We start from the raw sequence: 16,851 nt of genomic DNA, 5'->3' as shown, positions 1-16,851 counted from the left end.
GGGATGCCCCAACTGTTTTTTCTTTATACATGTGCTACTTTTTTCGATTTTATTTTTGCTAACCGTATTAAATAAATGATAAAGACTACAACTAGCGAGCCTGCTCCAGTTAGATATACAGAAGAATAGCCTACTCGCACGGCCACCATTCCTAAAATATAAGAGCCAAGCGCAATACCAATGTCAAACATCGTAAAGAACGTTGCTGTTGCATAACCACTGCGTGTATGTGATGTAGACTGTATAGCTAATGCTTGTAAGCTTGTAGTTACTGCCCCATAGCCAAATCCAATAAAAATGGCTGCCAATAAAAATAATGCTGGTCCTGAGACAAATGCGAGCATAACAAGACCGATAGCAAAGAGTATAATACCAGGTATAATAACGAACTGCGGCCCTTTCGTATCATAAAGTTTACCTGTATATGGACGTGTAATAAGCATTGCTGCTGCAAAAACTGCATAAAATAGACTCGCTACAGCCATTAAATCTTTTTGCTGAGCGTAGACTGATAAAAACGATAAAACACTCGAATATGAAAAAGCTACTAAACTAGCAATCGCCGCAACTGGAAGTGCACGACATTCAAATAAATCATCAAATTTAAATGTCAATTTACCCTGATGTTCTGGCTTAGATAAATCATCCGTATTTATCGTTACAGCTAGGATGCCCCCTGCTAATATACAAATACTCATCACAATAAATAGTACATTGAAGCTACTATATTGAATAAGCAGCAAACCGATAAATGGTCCAATAACTACTGCTAAGTTAGTAGACATTGCGAAATACCCTAGCCCTGCACCTTTTCGATTGGCTGGCACTATATCTGCGGCTAAAGAGCCAGCTGCTGTTGTAATAACACTAAAGAATATCCCTTGAATAAAACGTAATCCTAGTAAAAGTCCAAAAGGATGAATAAATAAATATAAAACTGTACATAAAAAATAGCCTATTATTGATATAACTAAAAGCTTTTTCTTCCCAAAAACATCTAATAATTTACCCGAAAAAGGACGAACTATAATGGCTGATAATAAAAATCCTGATATTAACAATCCCGCTTCCTTGTCTGTCTGATGCAACTCACCAATCGCATATAACGGCAAAGTCGTTACCAATCCATAAAAAACAAAAAATACCGAGATATTTGTTAAAAAGAGACTAATAAACCGTTTCGTCCATATTTTTGTATTTCCCTCTTGCTGCACGTCTATCAACCTTCCATTTTTTCCAATAAAATTATAAATTGCTGTTGTTCCTCAACAGTCAATGCCCCTACCATTTCTTCCTCAAAAGCTAAGATGGTTTCAGTGATAGCAGGCAAATGTTCCTCTGCATATGGTGATAAAGTAACGATTTTTTCACGTTTATCTTCACCATCCATTCTAAGCACCCAACCTAAAGCCTCAAGTCGAGTAATTGCTCTAGTTATACTCGGTGCTTCAACATTTAAATACTTCCAAATTTGTGTTAATGTCATTGGCCCATGATTATGTAAGCAATATAAAATAGCCCATTGTGAGCTATACAAGTTGTGCTGTTTCAGTACTTCATTTAAACAATTCGTTAAATAACGACTTTTTTGGAATAAAGCATGAAAAATAGGATTCATGTTAGCGACCTCCTTGTTTATTTACCTAGCTAAATAAATACTATACGCTTCATTTTTTTCGCTGTAAAGTGTTTGAAGTTTTGATGGCGTATAACCATAGCGACTTACGTATTTGTTCATCAGTGATTAGCTTGCATTTTATCAGCGATTTTCTCCGACGCACTACTATCAGAAGGGAATTTTTTGAAAGTGTCGAATTAAGCTAATAGATTACAAATAAAAGGAGATGGAAGCATGGAGAAAAAGGTATTAATACTTGCAGGAGACGCAGTTGAAGCTTTAGAAATTTTTTATCCTTATTACCGTTGTCTTGAGGCTGGCTATGATGTAACGATTGCAGCACCATCCGTAAAAAAATTACAGACTGTATTGCACGATTTTGTCGATGGTGTCGATACATACATCGAGCGTACAGCATATGGCATAGAAGCACACGCATCCTTTGCAGAAGTTGATCCAGCACAATTTGACGGACTCATCATTCCTGGTGGACGAGCGCCAGAATACATTCGTTTAAATGAACATGTTCCGGCACTAGTGAGCCATTTCTTTGAAAAAAATAAACCAATCGCTGCAGTATGTCACGCAGCTCAAATATTCGGGACCATTCCAGAAATATTGAAAGGACGTGAACTAACAGCCTATATTGCCTGCAAGCCCGAAGTTCAAGTAGCAGGTGCAACGTATATCGATTCTAATCTTCATACAGACGATAATTTAATTAGTGGTCATGCATGGCCAGATTTACCTGGCTTAATGCGAGAATTTATTCAACAGCTAGAAAGCTAACAGAATGAGGATGCCTGAAAGAAGGCATCCTCTTATTTTATGGAGTGGTTTCTTGGAATTCAATTTTCACTACTTTCTTTGTATTGGTTTCATATTTGATTCGAACATGTACACCGAATTCCTTGTCACTTTGTTTTAGCAAAAGTTTAAATTTTTCAATAGTGGCATTCTCAACAACCTCGCTTCCCTCATACAAATAATCGAGGATTTTTGCTTGAGGGTATTTTGCATGTGTCTCTTTTATCGCTACTTTTCCCCATTGAGCATGGGCAGGAATTCCCTGTTGAGCATAAGTAATCGTTGGAGTGATGAATACAGTAAACAATACAAGAAAAATGCCAAGTTTCACACAAAATTTTCGCAAGTTCATCAACCTCTCCTATTTCTTTGGTATAAAGTAGCCAAAATAGCAAAAAATAAGTGCTCCTTAAGTATTCTCAACCTTAAGGAGCAGTTTTCATTATCTTTTACTGGATTGTTTTGGTTGTTGAGGATTGTTATGAATTACTTGATTAAATTCTGCTGAATATTCTTCACGATCATTTCTTTTATGTGTATCTTCTTTCTTTTTCTTTTTGAAGCTCGTTTTATTCTTCTTTGCCATTATTTAAGCCCCCATATTTCGGTTATTTATTTTTGTTGGACTGCTGATTTTTCTTATGGTTCGTTTTATTATCTTTATTTTTGGCTTTCGCATCAAATTCTGCAGCGAATTCTTCATTGAGATTGTCATTCGGGTTATTGTTATTACTATTTGAGTTATCGAGGTCTATTTTTTTGTAGGTATCAAAAGGATTATGCGTTCTAACATTCATTGTTTTATTGTTGTTTTTGTTGTTTCTATTGGTGTTTCTATTGGCCACGGATATTCACCTCCTACATGTAATGTGCTCAGGATAAAAGGTTTTATGCTTTGGGGATAACTGCAGGCATTACTAAAAGGTTTCCAGTCCAATCAATTTCGCCTTAGCATAATTGCGTCCGGATGTTGAATTGTGCCCGCACAATTCCTTCCTTTCAAATTCGTGACATCCGCCGGAGGCTTTGGGCCAACAGATGTTTTTTACGCGAAAGCGTAGCGTTAGCGGCATGATATTGGTCACTCAGTCGTGTGTTGTTGTTGCTGTCGCTTCGCTTTCGCACAGACAAAACCGTGTTGCTGTCGCTTCGCTTTCGCACAGACAAATTGCCACAGGATGTGGCGTCTTATTTCAGTAGGTGTTTGGAAAAAAGAACCACATCTGTATTCTTTCAGCTCTTCTTTCCGTCGCTTTGATTTTCATCCGTCTTATAGGTAGAACTTTTCTACTGAATAAAAATAAAAAAAATGTACATCACTAACCTTAATTAGTAATGCACATTGTATTTAGACAATCGTATATTCAGTTATATTTAATAATGCACCAACTGCACCTGAAAAACCGTGGTCATTAATAAAGACTGGTGTATGCTTTTTCGTACGTGTGTAATTGGCAATAACACGTGTAAGATGATCATTATTACTTAAAGTTGAACCAATATAAACGATATGTTGAGCATTTTTTTCTTCAGCATATTGAATACTAAGTGTGGTAATAACCTCACCTACTAGTCCTTGTACAGTTGCAATAATATCTTCTGTTGGATGTTTGATAGATTCCGTAATACCAACTTTCCCAAAATTACTAGCTGTCAGTTGTCCATCAATAGGTGTGTCCATCCCTTGATAAATATCCTTTACTAGTAAATCAATTTCTTCTCGATTACCCTTAGAGGCCAGTTCTCTTATTTCATTATAATCCGTGATGCCAGTTGTAAGCGCTGACAATCCAATCAATGTTCCACCACCAACGCCTGTACCACCAACACGAACATGCGTATTATCTTCCATATAATGAATTGAAGTACCAGTACCAATATTAGTAATCATACTTCTCTCGAAGAAGTAACCCTCTTTATGCAATAAAAATCGAACGCCCTTCAATGTGGCTTCAAACTCTACTATATAATGAATCGATTTCATTGTTTTGATGACATCAAGTAATTGTTCTGTACGCCCTCCCGTAACACCAATATCCTCAATATCTGGATGATTAATAATCCAATTTTGCACTGCTAGCAAATCATTTGACGGGAAAGTTATTAAAACGAGCTCATTATGCTCATCTAAATAAGCAACTTTTGTCAATGTTCCGCCTGCATCAATACCTATAGCCTTTGGCATACCATTCTCCTTTGACTTTACGTACAATCTCTATTTCAGATGGTGAGATATATACTAGATTTTGCTTGTATTCAAGAGGCGATTAGAAGCCAGTTGAATAACGTTCATGCCTCCACAAATGTCACGGATTTTGCAAGGAGTTATTGTGCCAAAATCCGATGTATTGTATTTCAGTACCGAAAGCAAATCAACTGCTACAATTACTCGAAAAGTGAAGTTGTATCTCTGTCCTTCCTAAACTTTAACGCTGTTGAAATAAATGTGCAATAACTTAGCAAACTTTCATGAAAAAAAGATGAAAAATATCAATTTTTTTCTATTAATCACACGATTTTCGTCGCATTTTTATAACTTTAACATTATTCTACTATAAAAACACAAAAGAACTGAAAATGCAATGACACTCGATGCATTATCGATTCTAGCAACGTTGAGCGCTAATCCCTGAAAGTGTTCCGATAAAAGTAAAAATGTCATTTTGTTAAAACGTATGTCATATGAACTAGTTGATGGCGACTCCTAGGGGGATTAGCTGATATCCTCCAACAATCACTAGTTCGCTTCTCGAAATCAATTTTGCCATTGCCGTGCCTACCTATAAAAATTGCAATCTCGTTATTCGTTATTTATCCCCACTTTGTCTTAATCTATACCATTTGAAAATAGTTGATTATAAATTGAACAATCTGTTTTATCTTTCATCACTTTTACGATACGATATACTATAGATGTGTTACCATTTGAACGGAGGAATACAAGTGAAAGATCAAAAAAAACTTTATAAAGAAGCGATGCAAGTTTTAAAGGAAACTAGTCGCACTTTTTATATACCGATTACTTTTTTAAAAAATGATTTAAAATTGTCTGTGGCAGCCGCGTATTTAGCAATGCGTGCTATAGATGAAATTGAGGATCATGAAAACCTTTCTAATGACGTAAAATTCGATTTACTTAATGCAACAAGTGAGTTATTAAAGGAATCATTTAATGCTGAAGCCTATGAAGCATTATTAGCGCCATATGTAGATCAGCTACCTGAAGTATCTCTTCGTTTAGCAGATTGGCTAACGTTTTGTCCTGAAGGCTCACGTAAAATTGTCCAAGCTTCAACAAGTGAAATGGCGTTTGGGATGGCAAAATGGGCAAAAGCAAACTGGCAGGTGCATACGCGAGAGGATTTAGATGATTATACATACTACGTTGCAGGGCTTGTTGGGACAATGCTGTCCGAGCTTTGGGCGTGGGGTGCTGACATTCAAACAGATCGCGATTTAGCAATTGGCTATGGCCGTGGTCTCCAAGCAGTCAATATTTTACGCAATCAGCATGAGGATATGGACGAGCGCGGAGTAAGTTTCGTTCCTGATGGCTGGACTCGTGAAGATTTATTTGCATATGCGGAGGAAAATCTCGCGAAAGCGGATCTTTATATGAAAGATATTAATAAACGTACTGTATTATTATTCTGTCGTCTACCACTTGCATTAGCCCATAAAACATTGAAGGCAATGCAAGAAGGTCGTGAAAAAATGTCACGAGCAGAAGTAGAACAAACAGTCGAAGAGGTACAGGTTGACTAAAACTTTCACCATAAAAAAACCTCAGTATGAGAAACTCTCGTACTGGGGCTGCTTTAGTTATACGGACTGAACTAGATTAACAATCATTTCATAACTAAAAAAGACTGAAAGCATCGTTAACAACATAAATACTACCTTTTCAGCTTTACTACCCGTTTTTATAGTAATAGGTAGACGTACTGAAATGGATACTGGGAAGAACAGCTTAATACCCTTCTTAGTTCCCATATCAAGGAAAACATGACTTGCCATCCCTAATAAAATACCTAGTGAAATGGATTCGTAAGGTATAAATGTATGTAGTAACATCCCTACTAGAAATAAAAAAAGCAAACTATGTGTAAATGAACGATGTCCAAACAACGTATTGACAATCTTTGAAATGACGGGAAACTTCCTCCCGATTTTGCTACCTCCATGGCAAATATCTGGAAGTAATGCACCAATAACGCCCGCTCCTACTAAAACAAGTGGATTATCATTAGAAATTTGTGCAAAAGCAAGGCTTGCAGTGATGCCCCCGATAATATGTGTATTCCCTTGCATTATTTACTTCTGCTCCTTATATCTCTATATTTTTACCCTTCTTAATTTAACACACTCCAGCGCAAAACGGAACATATATTCCGAACGTATAATCCCTTTTTTTATTGGCGCAATTAACTTTCATATCAAATTAAAAATATCAGAAACATTTCAGGTTCTTATTGTATATATAGGATATTTAGAGATAAAAATGAATATTGGAGGTTATTTATGAAATCTATCAAAGGAATTTTGTTTATCATACTAATAATGAGTAGTAGTGCTTTACTGTGGTCTTTCGCTACACCTATAGAACCTATCCAGTCAGTTAACAGGCTCAGCCACATCATTGGAGGCATGGCCATTACAGGCTTCTTTCTTGTTTTTTTATTAGCAACAAGAATGAAAATTTTTGAGCGTTGGTTCCATGGTCTAGAAAATGTTTATTTTTATCATAAATCTTTAGCCATTCTTTCACTAGTATTAGTGGTTATTCATGGTCAATTACAAGGTTTAGTCCCCCACTGGGATAAAGTACAAAGAACTTCACTCAGCGAATTTGCGAAAGAACTAGGATCACTTGGGCAATATGGTTTCATAGCGTTAATTGTCATTGCGCTTTTTGCTAAATTTCTAAAATATGAGCACTGGCGAATCTTTCATCGGTTAATGCTTATCCCTTATACATTTGGAATTTATCATGCCTATTTTTCAAGCAGATACGATTTATTGCAGCCTACACCTTTAGGAATTTTTACAGCGATAACTACAACTATTGGATTTATGTCAGCATTATATATGTTGACAATGTATCAGGATATGTTTTTTAAATATGAAGGCAACATTACGGGAATCAAGAAAATGGGCTCCAATGTTATTGAACTAGAGTTAACTCTTGAAAGAAGCATCCCATTTCGTCATGGACAATTTATTTTTATCAAAATTTTGCAAGATGGCATAGAAAAGGCGCCTCATCCCTTTTCAATTTCAGGTGGCGATGGAAAAAAATTATTTGTCACTATAAAGGCGGTTGGTGATTTCACAAAAGTAGTATATGATTCTGTTCAACTGAATACACCAATCACACTTGATGGTCCTTATGGTCATTTAAACTTTGAAAATGGAACACAACAACAAGTTTGGATAGCTGGCGGTATTGGTATTACTCCATTTTTATCTTATTTGCAATCACAACCCTTGGATCGTGATATTGAGTTATTTTACACTTATCATGGTCAAAACAATGCTATCTATAAAGATTTTTTACAGGAGTATGCAATAACTAATCAACAATTCAAAGTGAACTTTATTGATACTACCCAAATGGACAGGCTTTCATTTGAAAATTTTTCAGTGCCACCGCATACAAGTATTTTTATGTGTGGCCCTGAAAAAATGCTAAAACATTTTGCCAAGCAATTGAAATCCCGCAATAAAGATATAAACGTTGACTTCGAGACATTTAAATTTAAGTAATAATTATCAATTATGCCCCGGCATCATCGCGTCCGAAATCCGCGGAGGCTTTAGGCCAATGCATGTTTTTTTGCGCGAAAGCGAAGCGTCAGCGGCACATGTTTTTGATAAATTACCACAGGACGTGGTGTTCTTAGACTGAGTTCCTCTATTTCAGGGGATGACTTTTGTACCGAAAGCGTAGCGCAGCTGTTTGGACACCCGCTGAAAGAAGTTAATCAAATTCGAGCAATTTACTTGGAATTTCAAAAAGTATATCGTATAGTAAAATCTCATCAAAAATAAAGGAGATTTTTTACCTTGACTACAATAAGTTATTTAAATAAAGTAATGCATGATCGTAAATCTGTTCGTAAATATGAAGCTAATTATAAAATTCCTCAATCAGATTTAGAGGAATTACTTGTGAAGGCAACAACCGCTCCATCATCAAGTAATTTACAACCTTGGCGCTTTTTAGTGATCCAAGATGAGGAAGTAAAAAAGGAACTACGTTTAATTGCAAATAACCAGGAGCAAGTAGAAACTGCGTCTGCCATCATTGCGGTATTAGGCGATACTGTAATGTACAATAATGTTGAAGACATCTATACAAAAAACTTCGAGCTTGGCTATATGGATGAAGCAACAAAAAACATGATGATTGAAAATTCATTAAAGATTTATTCAAACCTTCCTACAGAAGTTCTAAAAAATATAGCTACATTTGATACAGGCTTAATTTCTATGCAAATCATGCTTTTAGCAAAAGATATGGGCTATGATACGGTTACAATGGGTGGCTTCAATAAAGAGGCTTTTGCGAAGCGCTTTGCATTAACAGATAATCTAGTGCCAATTGTCTTAATCGCTATCGGAAAAGCAGCAGCACCAGCTTACGGCTCATCTCGTTTAGCGCTAAATGACATCGCAAAATTCATTTAATCCAAGAGAAAGACTGTATCAATTACGCTTGGTTTGATGTGCTCGCTGAATGAAGAAAAATGTTCTTTTTCGAATAAATATGATACACTAAATATAGAATAAAAAAGACTGGATGCGTCAACATCCAGTCAATGCAACAATCATGCCTCAACCATAGCGGCTGACCAAGTTAAAGTTATAGCAATAGCCACCTTACTTAGCCGGCAGGGTGGCTATTTCTTTTTATTTTGAGAGAACCAGTGTCAGTACAGCAATTAGCAAAAGGCTACACTGCACAATCAAACTGAATGCTTCAAATACTGTCATTGGTTATCTTAAGTAAAGTGTATATAACAAGTAATAAACCCTATAAAATCAACTGCATTTTTTATTATATTCTTTTAAATATCTAATACGTAATTTAAAAAACTCTACTGCCGATTCCCTTAAAAGCCATCCTCTTTTAATAACCTTGGAGGATGATTTTTTTATTATCGTATCCCATTCTTGAAAAGAGGTAATAAGAAAAAGCTATCCTCAAAGAGATAGCTTTTCTTCAACTAAATCAATTGTTTTTTTGCTCCTTGTTCAACTAAGGCACCCCGTTAGTTTAATAAGGACAGCTACGCTTCCGCCCGATTGCTGAATTAGTGAAAACTACTTTTCAATTGTAAATTCTTGACTATGAGTGCTACCATACCCCGATGACGAGTCAATAGCGATTTCATAGTTTCCTTTTAAGAATCTCATTTGTATTACTTTCATGTCTTTGAATATTCATAATTGCACCTCCATTATATTTGTATATAACATGTGACTAATTATGATCTTTATGAATAAGTTAACCATATTTTCCCAATATTTTTAGGAGCATCTTATTTCGCCTTGTTACATTTCACTAATTGAATTTAAAACACATCCGTATGCTATTTGGTGGAATTTACCATTCGAGACGTAATTATTGCAGTAATTAAGATAATAATAGCGGTTATCAAACCAGATTCTCCAATCCAAATCTCAGTTTGATATCCTGTACTTGCACGTGCAAAAGGTCCTTGAATAATGGCATTCCAAGTAGTATGGATGATAACCGAAGGCCAAATGCTACCTGTGATAAGTCGTAAATAGGCTGTAATATAACTAAATGGCACAATACAAAAATAGATGCCAAGTACTGAAAGAAGGACAGATGGTCCCTCTACATATAGACCAGCAATAACTATTGGAACATGCCACGTTGCCCAAATCAATCCACTAATAAGGATGGGCCGTGAAAACTCTGCATCGACTAGCCTTGTGAGCATATAACCTCGCCAACCCATTTCTTCTCCCAAAACTGGGATTAAGCTAAGCAAACTTCCGAAAATGCCGCTCAATACTACTAGATAAATGAAACTGAATGGGGCCGTTAGATACTGAAGCCCAAGTATATTGTAGATTGGTTCTAACATACCACCTTCGGGATTCTGAAACCCCGCAATTCCGCTCAACCAGGCGATAGAATAAGTAATTCCACAAATAATCATAGGGATTAGCAGAGCAAAACCAATCCCCTTCCATATCTTTAAGTTACCGAGACTAAAAGATACATCTTTAAACCCTTCTTTCAGTATTATGCGAGTCAAAACAGAAGAAAATGCTGGGGTAAACATATATACCACAATAAGCGGCATACTTTTCGTAATTATTACTACTACATTTAGGATGATAGAAGTAATGATTAAAATACTCAGAAAGAGTTGAAGTCCTATTTTAGCACGTTGGATTTTATCTTTATTGTGGAACGATTTTGCGTGTAATATCATTGTAATCCGCCCTTCCCCTTTAATTCATTTGTTTATCATATTTACTTCCTGTCATTTCCACAGACACAACTTAGAATAAAAATATTTTGGCATACAGATTAATTCATCTTTAAAATCCCTCTCAAATTTATAATCTAGTCTTACTTGCGACTCATCAATGTAATTATTATTTATAAGTTGTCATAGCCGATAGTACAAAAGTGTAATGATTTTCCTATGACCTGTGTCAATTAACCTTATGACAATATGTAACTAGAAAATATGATATGGGATAGATAACAATTGAATTAAGGCAATTGATTCGTGCAAGTACATGAATCAATCTTGCTTTTACAAATAATTCAATTGAGGTGGAAAAAAATGAATAAGAAAAGAATAATTGCAATGGTTAGTACAGCTTTATTAGTCACAGGATGTGGAGAAGTAGGAAAGGCTCAAACAGTAGCAGTCGAAAAAGTAGCAGTCGAAAATTCAGGCCAATCAATCCAAAAAAATATAGTTAAATCAATACAATCACAGGCTTATCCATTAAAAACAATAGAGCCGTCAAAATCATTTGAGGATTTAAAACCACTTAAGAAAATGATTGGGAGTGCACAATATGTAGGATTAGGAGAGAATACTCATGGAAGCTCTGAAATTTTCACTATGAAGTTTCGCCTTGTGAAATATTTAGTTACTGAGATGGGTTTTACAAATTTCACAATGGAAGAAGATTGGGGAAACGGCTTAAAACTAAATGAATATATACAAACAGGAAAAGGAAACCCTAGGGAATTTTTAAATTATTTATATCCTACCGATGAAATTATAGCCATGATTGAGTGGATGAAAGATTATAATGCTGATCCATCCAATAAAAAAAAGATCCAATTTATTGGGCTCGACTTAAAGGAGTTGGACCAAGGTTGCTTTAATAAAGTAATTGATTATGTAAGGCTGCATCGACCAGATTTGCTGGCAGAAGTAGAAGAAAATTATAAAGAATTGTCGGCTTTTAATGGAAGTACACAGGAATATATGGACCTTGCTCCTGAAATAAAAGAAAAGTTCAAGGCAAACGCTGAGAGAGTAGCTCGATTATTAAAAGATGAGAATAAGCAAGCCAACACAGAAATAGCTTCACCCGAGTACATCTGGGCGAAAGCAACGGCAAGTGCAATAGAGAAATTTACCACAATGCTAATTCCTAACGACTATCCAAGTATGTTAAAGCTACATGAGCAATACTTGGCCGATCATGCAATGTGGGCACAAGAGACATTGGGTGGTAAAACGATGGTATGGGGACACAATATTCATATAGCTAAAGGAATTATCGATGAGAAATTATACCCTTATGTTGCAGGGCAGTATTTGAAGGAACGTTTAGACAATAATTATGTCACAATTGGCAGTACAACCACGGAGGGGAATTTCACCTTATACAACGACACCCAAGATAAGATTATAACGGATCCTATTCCACAAGATGTAAATAGTTTCAATTATACCCTTGGGAAAGTACCCTATAAAATGTTTTTATTGGATAACCGTCACCTTAAAGGACCAGCAGAGAAATGGGTTAAAACAAAAAGACCATTACTAAGTATAGGAGGACGACTCTTACCGAACGAATCGGCATACTTTGATAAGTCATTGCTTGAGCAATTTGATATTATTTTTCATATTCGAAAAACAAGTCCATCTCATATTCAATAAAAGTACAAAACAATCCCTTCTTGCATCTGCAAGAACGGGATTATTTTATGGTGATTGATATAAGCATCTTTTTTAACCAGAAGTAGGTTACTCTCCCCTTTTTAGCATCGTTTAGAATTGTCATATGACACTTTTACACTAGTGAGAATGACAAAAAAAGCAGTACAATTCGGTTATTACATAGATAGGAGCGAGAACTTTATGAAATCAAGATTCATCCAGAATGGTTATTTTTTATTGCTAACTTTCGTTACAGGATTGTTTTATTTTTGTTTTTATCTAATAGCTCTGCTATTCAGCTTCACCCTTTCATTTTCGGTAATTGGGATTCCACTAGTTATACGCGTACTACAGACTACTACACCTTTTATCCAATTCGAGCGCATACAGACGAAAATTTATACAGATATTTCAACAGACTCTTATGATAGAAGTATAACAATAGATACATCGAACTGGACTCAGGTGAAATTAGTGCTTACCGATCGTCGCAATTGGTCTGCTGTCTATTGGTTAATGCAGAAATTTGTGATTGGCATTTTTAGTCTCATTTGTGCAACCATTTTTTATATAATGCCACTTATGTTGCTGTTCGCACCGCTACTGTATCGCTACATCGAAATGAATATTATATTCATACAGATAGATACTTTTGCCAAGTCACTCTTTGTAATGTCTATGGGTATAGTATTTATCGCCATAAGTAGTAGAATAGTAGATCGTTTGACAAAGAAAATTGGGGGCTATACACGTAGCATGATCCGGCAACTAAATCAATAGAATTTTACCTTCTATGAGAGAATTGCAGTGTGAAATTAAAAAGTACAACAACAATGTATGAAGGATTAATTTATAATATAGGAAGTAAAAAGGTAGGCTATTTAGGGGGTAAATGACTTGTTAGATATGGTTAAGTATTGGTTTTGGTACGATTGGATTATGTTAGGAGTCCGTATACTTGTTAGTGTCTCTATCGCCATAACCACATTCGATTTTCAGGATAGTTTAACATTGCCACTTTGGATTATTATTCTTTGGGAAATTATTGCCTTCTCGATTCCATGGGTAGCCTTATTGTTCAATTACAAATATTACTTGTTCACAGAAATACTGCTATTTGGGGGACTGTGTATATATTTAACTTCTTTATTTCCGGGAGCTAACGTTACATTTCTTATATCGGTTTTTCTAATTGCTGCGAATAGTCAGCATCCTTCCTATTATTGGACCGCTCCAACAACAGTTTTTATAACAACTGGAATTTTCTATGCGGTTGCGCCAAGTAATAGCTACTGGATTATGGTTACCTACCATGGACTTGCTTATGTAATGGGCTTCGCTTTCCATTTATTAATTGTCAATCATAAGCAAAATGAAGCGATTCGTAAACAAAACGCGGTACTTGAGCAATATATGTCTCAGATTGAACGTATTACACTCGCAGAAGAACGGAACAGGCTGTCGAGCGAGCTTCATGATACAGTTGGTCACGCTTATACTTCTATTATTATGGGGATGGAAACGTTGCGTACCGAACTTGCTACTGAAATGGGTATACAGAGGCTAGATTCTTTGCTTGAAATGGGACGTAAAAGCATCGAGGACGTGAGAGGTTACCTACATCAAATGGATTCTCCGTGTCAATCGCCTTCCTTGATTCAATCTCTACAAAATCTTGGAGCCGAATTTCAGGAGCACGCTCAGGTAAATGTAAGTTTTAGGACATTCGGAGAGGAATATCAACTGTCTCAGCAAGCGAAGATCGCATTCATTCGTTGCTTACAAGAATCTCTTACAAATGCAGTACGTCATGGTCAGGGGACTGAAATTATAGTTTCATTGCAGTTTGAACAACAATATACGAGGTTAGAAGTTCAAGATAACGGAAAAGGAAATGTAGAATGGCAGGAAGGCTTCGGTATGAATGCGATGAAAGAACGGGCAATGAATTTGCAGGGGCAATTGTCTGTATATACAAAGCCAGAGGAAGGAATGCTTGTTACATGTACCATACCGCGACAAATTGAAATAAAAGATGGACTTATTCGTTTGTTAATTGTAGACGACCAGCCATTTGTTCGAGAAAGTTTGAGGACACTACTCGATAGATATGAAGATTTAAATGTAGTCGGTTTGGCTGAGGATGGCAATCAAGCCATCGATTTGTGTGGGCGTCTTCAACCCCACGTTATACTTATGGATTTAGATATGCAGCACATGGATGGAATCGAAGCAACCAAAAAGATTAAGCAACAATGGCCACATATCCGCGTATTGATTTTTACAACGTTTCAAGATACCGAACAGGCGTTAGAATCGCTTCGCAACGGTGCGGATGGTTTTTTACTCAAATCTATTGAAACGTTGGAGCTAGCTAATACGATCCGACTTATTCACAAAGGTGGGACACTGATTGATCAGGGGATGTCTCACAAAATATTTGAGAAGTTTGATGAGCAAAAAGAGACACCACAATCAAAAGCAACCGCTTATGAGCTAACAGCTAGGGAGATAGAAATATTGCAGCTAGTAGCAAAAGGACTTCGATACAATACGATAGCTTCAAGGCTATATTTATCGAATGGTACGGTCAGGAACTATGCTTCAACAGCTTACTCAAAGTTAGGAGTGCGTAACAAGGAAGAAGCTGTCCACAAGGCTCTAGAAATTGGAATTATTGATTGAACTACCCCCACTTTCACTTCGTTTAGAAGTGGGGGATTCCTAAGTAAAGAGTTCTATCGAACTCTAATTTAGTAGGCTAGCTCCACTGTCCTTGAGGTTAGAAGCCTGATCGCTTCATTTTTTAGATTGATACTTGCGTTAATATCTCTATGATGTGTATAACAAGAAGGGCAATACCATTTGAAAAAGAAAACTCTAATATTATTGATAAAATTTATGAGGTCATTGCTAGTTTGAACAGTAAATTAAATGAAAAAAATATTAACATATATTTAAAAAACAATGGAAAAACGTTATTTGATATGTAAAAAAATGGGTTTTTTGAATATGTTTTCTTATTAAAATTGTAACTAAACATTTTTATGAGATGATATTTAAACTTTTGACTATCCTTATACAAGAGATGCCTTTTTGGTAATATAAAAGTAAGCGTCAAATATTCCCCACCTACTATTTGACGCTTACTTTTAAAAGAAAACAATTCAAAAAAGTGAAACCCGCTAGGGTTTATTTCGTATGCAAATCTTTCAATCAACTACACTTGCCCCTTAAAAAAAAGAAACAATCTTGTCTAAAATTAACTTTGCATAAGCTTGGCCAGATAGCGATGTGGCGGTACCCCATCGCCATCAAGTTAAGGTTCTGAAGCCCCCTAAATGAAAATTTCATTTCTCTGTAGTTATTTATTTCAGGAGTAAGCTCACAGTTAACTATGAATCTTGTTTTGTTAAATAATAGAACCACCTCCCGAATTTCGAGGGTAGTGACCCCTTAAAGTTAGAGTTTTTATTATGCAGCTAATTGGCTGGCTTGAGTTCGGTATTTTACTGGACTCATGCCAGCCAGTTTTTGTTTAATACGTTCATTGTTATAGTAGTCGATATATCGTTCGATTTTCTTCTTCAATTCTTCATATGAGAATAATATCTCACCGTAATACATCTCTTGTTTGAGTATGCCAAAGAAGTTTTCCATCGCCGCATTGTCTGCACATGTCGCTTTGCGAGACATGCTTTGGAAAATTTTATTTTGCCGTAATGTTTTCACCCATGAATTATGTTGATAATGCCAGCCTTGAACCGAATGAATCGTTGTACGATATGTAGCTTGGTTCTGAATGATTGGCAGAACTTGGTATAGCGATTCTAATACGAAATCCAATGTTGGGCGTTTAGACATACTAAACCCAATAATTTCGCCATTATAGAGATCCATAATTGGACTTAAATAAAGTTTTTCATCTTCTGTACACTTGAATTCTGTTACGTCTGTAACCAGTTTTTGTAAAGTGTTTGGCGTATTGAAACGGCGGTTTAATCGATTATGTGCGACCATTCAATCCCAAACTAATCATAACAAATGATAATTTTATACTTTTAATCTTCGGTAATCCAGCCGACCAAAATAAAATTTGGAAATTTCAATATTATATAGCTTCAGTAAGCCTTTTTGTAAAGATAATGCGTAATACAATCGAGTAGGAGACTAGCCATTATTTGGCTAGTCGACCTCTCACACCACCGTACATACGGTCCCGTATACGGCGGTTCAACCTCTTAAGTATCT

General features: G+C 36.0%; 17 protein-coding genes. 7 read left to right on the top strand and 10 right to left on the bottom strand.

Annotation, left to right across the window (positions count from 1 at the left end):
- Window positions 1-23 precede the first annotated feature (23 nt).
- Both ACIQZA_RS18955 and ACIQZA_RS18950 read right to left on the bottom strand, forming a co-directional pair.
- Window positions 24-1,220, bottom strand: coding sequence for an MFS transporter (locus ACIQZA_RS18955; RefSeq protein ID WP_402883469.1), 1,197 nt, complete (start codon window positions 1,218-1,220; stop codon window positions 24-26).
- Window positions 1,220-1,618, bottom strand: coding sequence for a MarR family winged helix-turn-helix transcriptional regulator (locus ACIQZA_RS18950; protein ID WP_400935875.1), 399 nt, complete (start codon window positions 1,616-1,618; stop codon window positions 1,220-1,222). The genes ACIQZA_RS18955 and ACIQZA_RS18950 overlap by 1 nt, the downstream gene beginning before the upstream one ends.
- Window positions 1,619-1,852: 234 nt before the next feature.
- Here ACIQZA_RS18950 and ACIQZA_RS18945 point away from each other — a divergent pair, with 234 nt between their 5' ends.
- On the top strand, window positions 1,853-2,407 hold the full coding sequence (locus ACIQZA_RS18945) for a DJ-1/PfpI family protein (RefSeq protein WP_402883460.1): 555 nt from the start codon (window positions 1,853-1,855) through the stop codon (window positions 2,405-2,407).
- Window positions 2,408-2,444: 37 nt separating this feature from the next.
- Here the strand turns inward: ACIQZA_RS18945 and ACIQZA_RS18940 are convergent, their stop codons facing one another.
- From ACIQZA_RS18940 to coaW, 4 genes are all read right to left on the bottom strand, one after another.
- Window positions 2,445-2,777, bottom strand: coding sequence for a DUF3889 domain-containing protein (locus tag ACIQZA_RS18940; RefSeq protein WP_402883462.1), 333 nt, complete (start codon window positions 2,775-2,777; stop codon window positions 2,445-2,447).
- 90 nt (window positions 2,778-2,867) lie between these two features.
- Window positions 2,868-3,011, bottom strand: a complete 144-nt coding sequence (locus ACIQZA_RS18935) for a hypothetical protein (RefSeq protein WP_185903432.1) — start codon at window positions 3,009-3,011, stop codon at window positions 2,868-2,870.
- A gap of 22 nt (window positions 3,012-3,033) precedes the next feature.
- The gene (locus tag ACIQZA_RS18930) at window positions 3,034-3,270 is read right to left on the bottom strand and encodes a hypothetical protein (protein WP_400935877.1); all 237 of its coding nucleotides are present in this window, start codon (window positions 3,268-3,270) and stop codon (window positions 3,034-3,036) included.
- A 503-nt stretch (window positions 3,271-3,773) separates the two neighbouring features.
- On the bottom strand, window positions 3,774-4,610 hold the full coding sequence (coaW, locus tag ACIQZA_RS18925) for a type II pantothenate kinase (protein WP_142508241.1): 837 nt from the start codon (window positions 4,608-4,610) through the stop codon (window positions 3,774-3,776).
- Window positions 4,611-5,368: 758 nt separating this feature from the next.
- Here coaW and ACIQZA_RS18920 point away from each other — a divergent pair.
- The gene (locus tag ACIQZA_RS18920) at window positions 5,369-6,190 is read left to right on the top strand and encodes a squalene/phytoene synthase family protein (RefSeq protein WP_142508242.1); all 822 of its coding nucleotides are present in this window, start codon (window positions 5,369-5,371) and stop codon (window positions 6,188-6,190) included.
- A 57-nt stretch (window positions 6,191-6,247) separates the two neighbouring features.
- Here ACIQZA_RS18920 and ACIQZA_RS18915 read toward each other — a convergent pair whose 3' ends face one another.
- Window positions 6,248-6,736: a metal-dependent hydrolase gene (locus ACIQZA_RS18915; protein ID WP_402883463.1), complete on the bottom strand. Its 489-nt coding sequence runs from the start codon at window positions 6,734-6,736 to the stop codon at window positions 6,248-6,250.
- 210 nt (window positions 6,737-6,946) lie between these two features.
- Between ACIQZA_RS18915 and ACIQZA_RS18910 the strand changes: the two genes are divergently transcribed.
- Complete coding sequence (locus ACIQZA_RS18910) at window positions 6,947-8,191, top strand: ferredoxin reductase family protein (protein ID WP_400935883.1); 1,245 nt, start codon at window positions 6,947-6,949, stop codon at window positions 8,189-8,191.
- Window positions 8,192-8,521: 330 nt separating this feature from the next.
- Complete coding sequence (locus ACIQZA_RS18905) at window positions 8,522-9,115, top strand: nitroreductase family protein (protein ID WP_402883471.1); 594 nt, start codon at window positions 8,522-8,524, stop codon at window positions 9,113-9,115.
- Window positions 9,116-9,337: 222 nt separating this feature from the next.
- Here ACIQZA_RS18905 and ACIQZA_RS18900 read toward each other — a convergent pair whose 3' ends face one another.
- Entirely contained in the window at window positions 9,338-9,421 is an 84-nt protein-coding gene (locus ACIQZA_RS18900) for a putative holin-like toxin (protein WP_400935907.1), read from the bottom strand.
- Between the two features lie 599 nt (window positions 9,422-10,020).
- Window positions 10,021-10,899: a CPBP family intramembrane glutamic endopeptidase gene (locus ACIQZA_RS18895; RefSeq protein WP_402883465.1), complete on the bottom strand. Its 879-nt coding sequence runs from the start codon at window positions 10,897-10,899 to the stop codon at window positions 10,021-10,023.
- A gap of 360 nt (window positions 10,900-11,259) precedes the next feature.
- Between ACIQZA_RS18895 and ACIQZA_RS18890 the strand changes: the two genes are divergently transcribed.
- The 3 genes from ACIQZA_RS18890 to ACIQZA_RS18880 all read left to right on the top strand — a co-directional run bounded on the left by ACIQZA_RS18890 (window position 11,260) and on the right by ACIQZA_RS18880 (window position 15,285).
- Complete coding sequence (locus ACIQZA_RS18890; protein ID WP_400939214.1) at window positions 11,260-12,600, top strand: erythromycin esterase family protein; 1,341 nt, start codon at window positions 11,260-11,262, stop codon at window positions 12,598-12,600.
- A 201-nt stretch (window positions 12,601-12,801) separates the two neighbouring features.
- Complete coding sequence (locus ACIQZA_RS18885; protein ID WP_402883466.1) at window positions 12,802-13,380, top strand: sensor domain-containing protein; 579 nt, start codon at window positions 12,802-12,804, stop codon at window positions 13,378-13,380.
- Window positions 13,381-13,497: 117 nt separating this feature from the next.
- Entirely contained in the window at window positions 13,498-15,285 is a 1,788-nt protein-coding gene (locus ACIQZA_RS18880; protein ID WP_402883467.1) for a response regulator, read from the top strand.
- A gap of 789 nt (window positions 15,286-16,074) precedes the next feature.
- Here the strand turns inward: ACIQZA_RS18880 and ACIQZA_RS18875 are convergent.
- Complete coding sequence (locus ACIQZA_RS18875) at window positions 16,075-16,620, bottom strand: IS3 family transposase (RefSeq protein WP_400939222.1); 546 nt, start codon at window positions 16,618-16,620, stop codon at window positions 16,075-16,077.
- Window positions 16,621-16,851: the final 231 nt, after the last annotated feature.

Origin of the sequence: Lysinibacillus sp. NPDC096382 (genome assembly GCF_044762845.1) — a bacterium.
GTDB lineage: Bacteria > Bacillota > Bacilli > Bacillales_A > Planococcaceae > Lysinibacillus.
The sequence above is the reverse complement of the archived record's forward strand: the minus strand, read 5'-3'. Positions and strand labels throughout refer to the sequence as shown.

Bases quoted from the DNA above. Each gene is read 5' to 3' on its own strand.
- ACIQZA_RS18950 (WP_400935875.1), bottom strand. From the start codon at position 1,618: ATGAATCCTATTTTTCATGCTTTATTCCAAAAAAGTCGTTATTTAACG.
- ACIQZA_RS18945 (WP_402883460.1), top strand. From the start codon at position 1,853: ATGGAGAAAAAGGTATTAATACTTGCAGGAGACGCAGTTGAAGCTTTA.
- ACIQZA_RS18940 (WP_402883462.1), bottom strand. From the start codon at position 2,777: ATGAACTTGCGAAAATTTTGTGTGAAACTTGGCATTTTTCTTGTATTG.
- ACIQZA_RS18935 (WP_185903432.1), bottom strand. From the start codon at position 3,011: ATGGCAAAGAAGAATAAAACGAGCTTCAAAAAGAAAAAGAAAGAAGAT.
- coaW (WP_142508241.1), bottom strand. From the start codon at position 4,610: ATGCCAAAGGCTATAGGTATTGATGCAGGCGGAACATTGACAAAAGTT.
- ACIQZA_RS18915 (WP_402883463.1), bottom strand. From the start codon at position 6,736: ATGCAAGGGAATACACATATTATCGGGGGCATCACTGCAAGCCTTGCT.
- ACIQZA_RS18910 (WP_400935883.1), top strand. From the start codon at position 6,947: ATGAAATCTATCAAAGGAATTTTGTTTATCATACTAATAATGAGTAGT.
- ACIQZA_RS18905 (WP_402883471.1), top strand. From the start codon at position 8,522: ATGCATGATCGTAAATCTGTTCGTAAATATGAAGCTAATTATAAAATT.
- ACIQZA_RS18900 (WP_400935907.1), bottom strand. From the start codon at position 9,421: ATGACAGTATTTGAAGCATTCAGTTTGATTGTGCAGTGTAGCCTTTTG.
- ACIQZA_RS18895 (WP_402883465.1), bottom strand. From the start codon at position 10,899: ATGATATTACACGCAAAATCGTTCCACAATAAAGATAAAATCCAACGT.
- ACIQZA_RS18890 (WP_400939214.1), top strand. From the start codon at position 11,260: ATGAATAAGAAAAGAATAATTGCAATGGTTAGTACAGCTTTATTAGTC.
- ACIQZA_RS18885 (WP_402883466.1), top strand. From the start codon at position 12,802: ATGAAATCAAGATTCATCCAGAATGGTTATTTTTTATTGCTAACTTTC.
- ACIQZA_RS18875 (WP_400939222.1), bottom strand. From the start codon at position 16,620: ATGGTCGCACATAATCGATTAAACCGCCGTTTCAATACGCCAAACACT.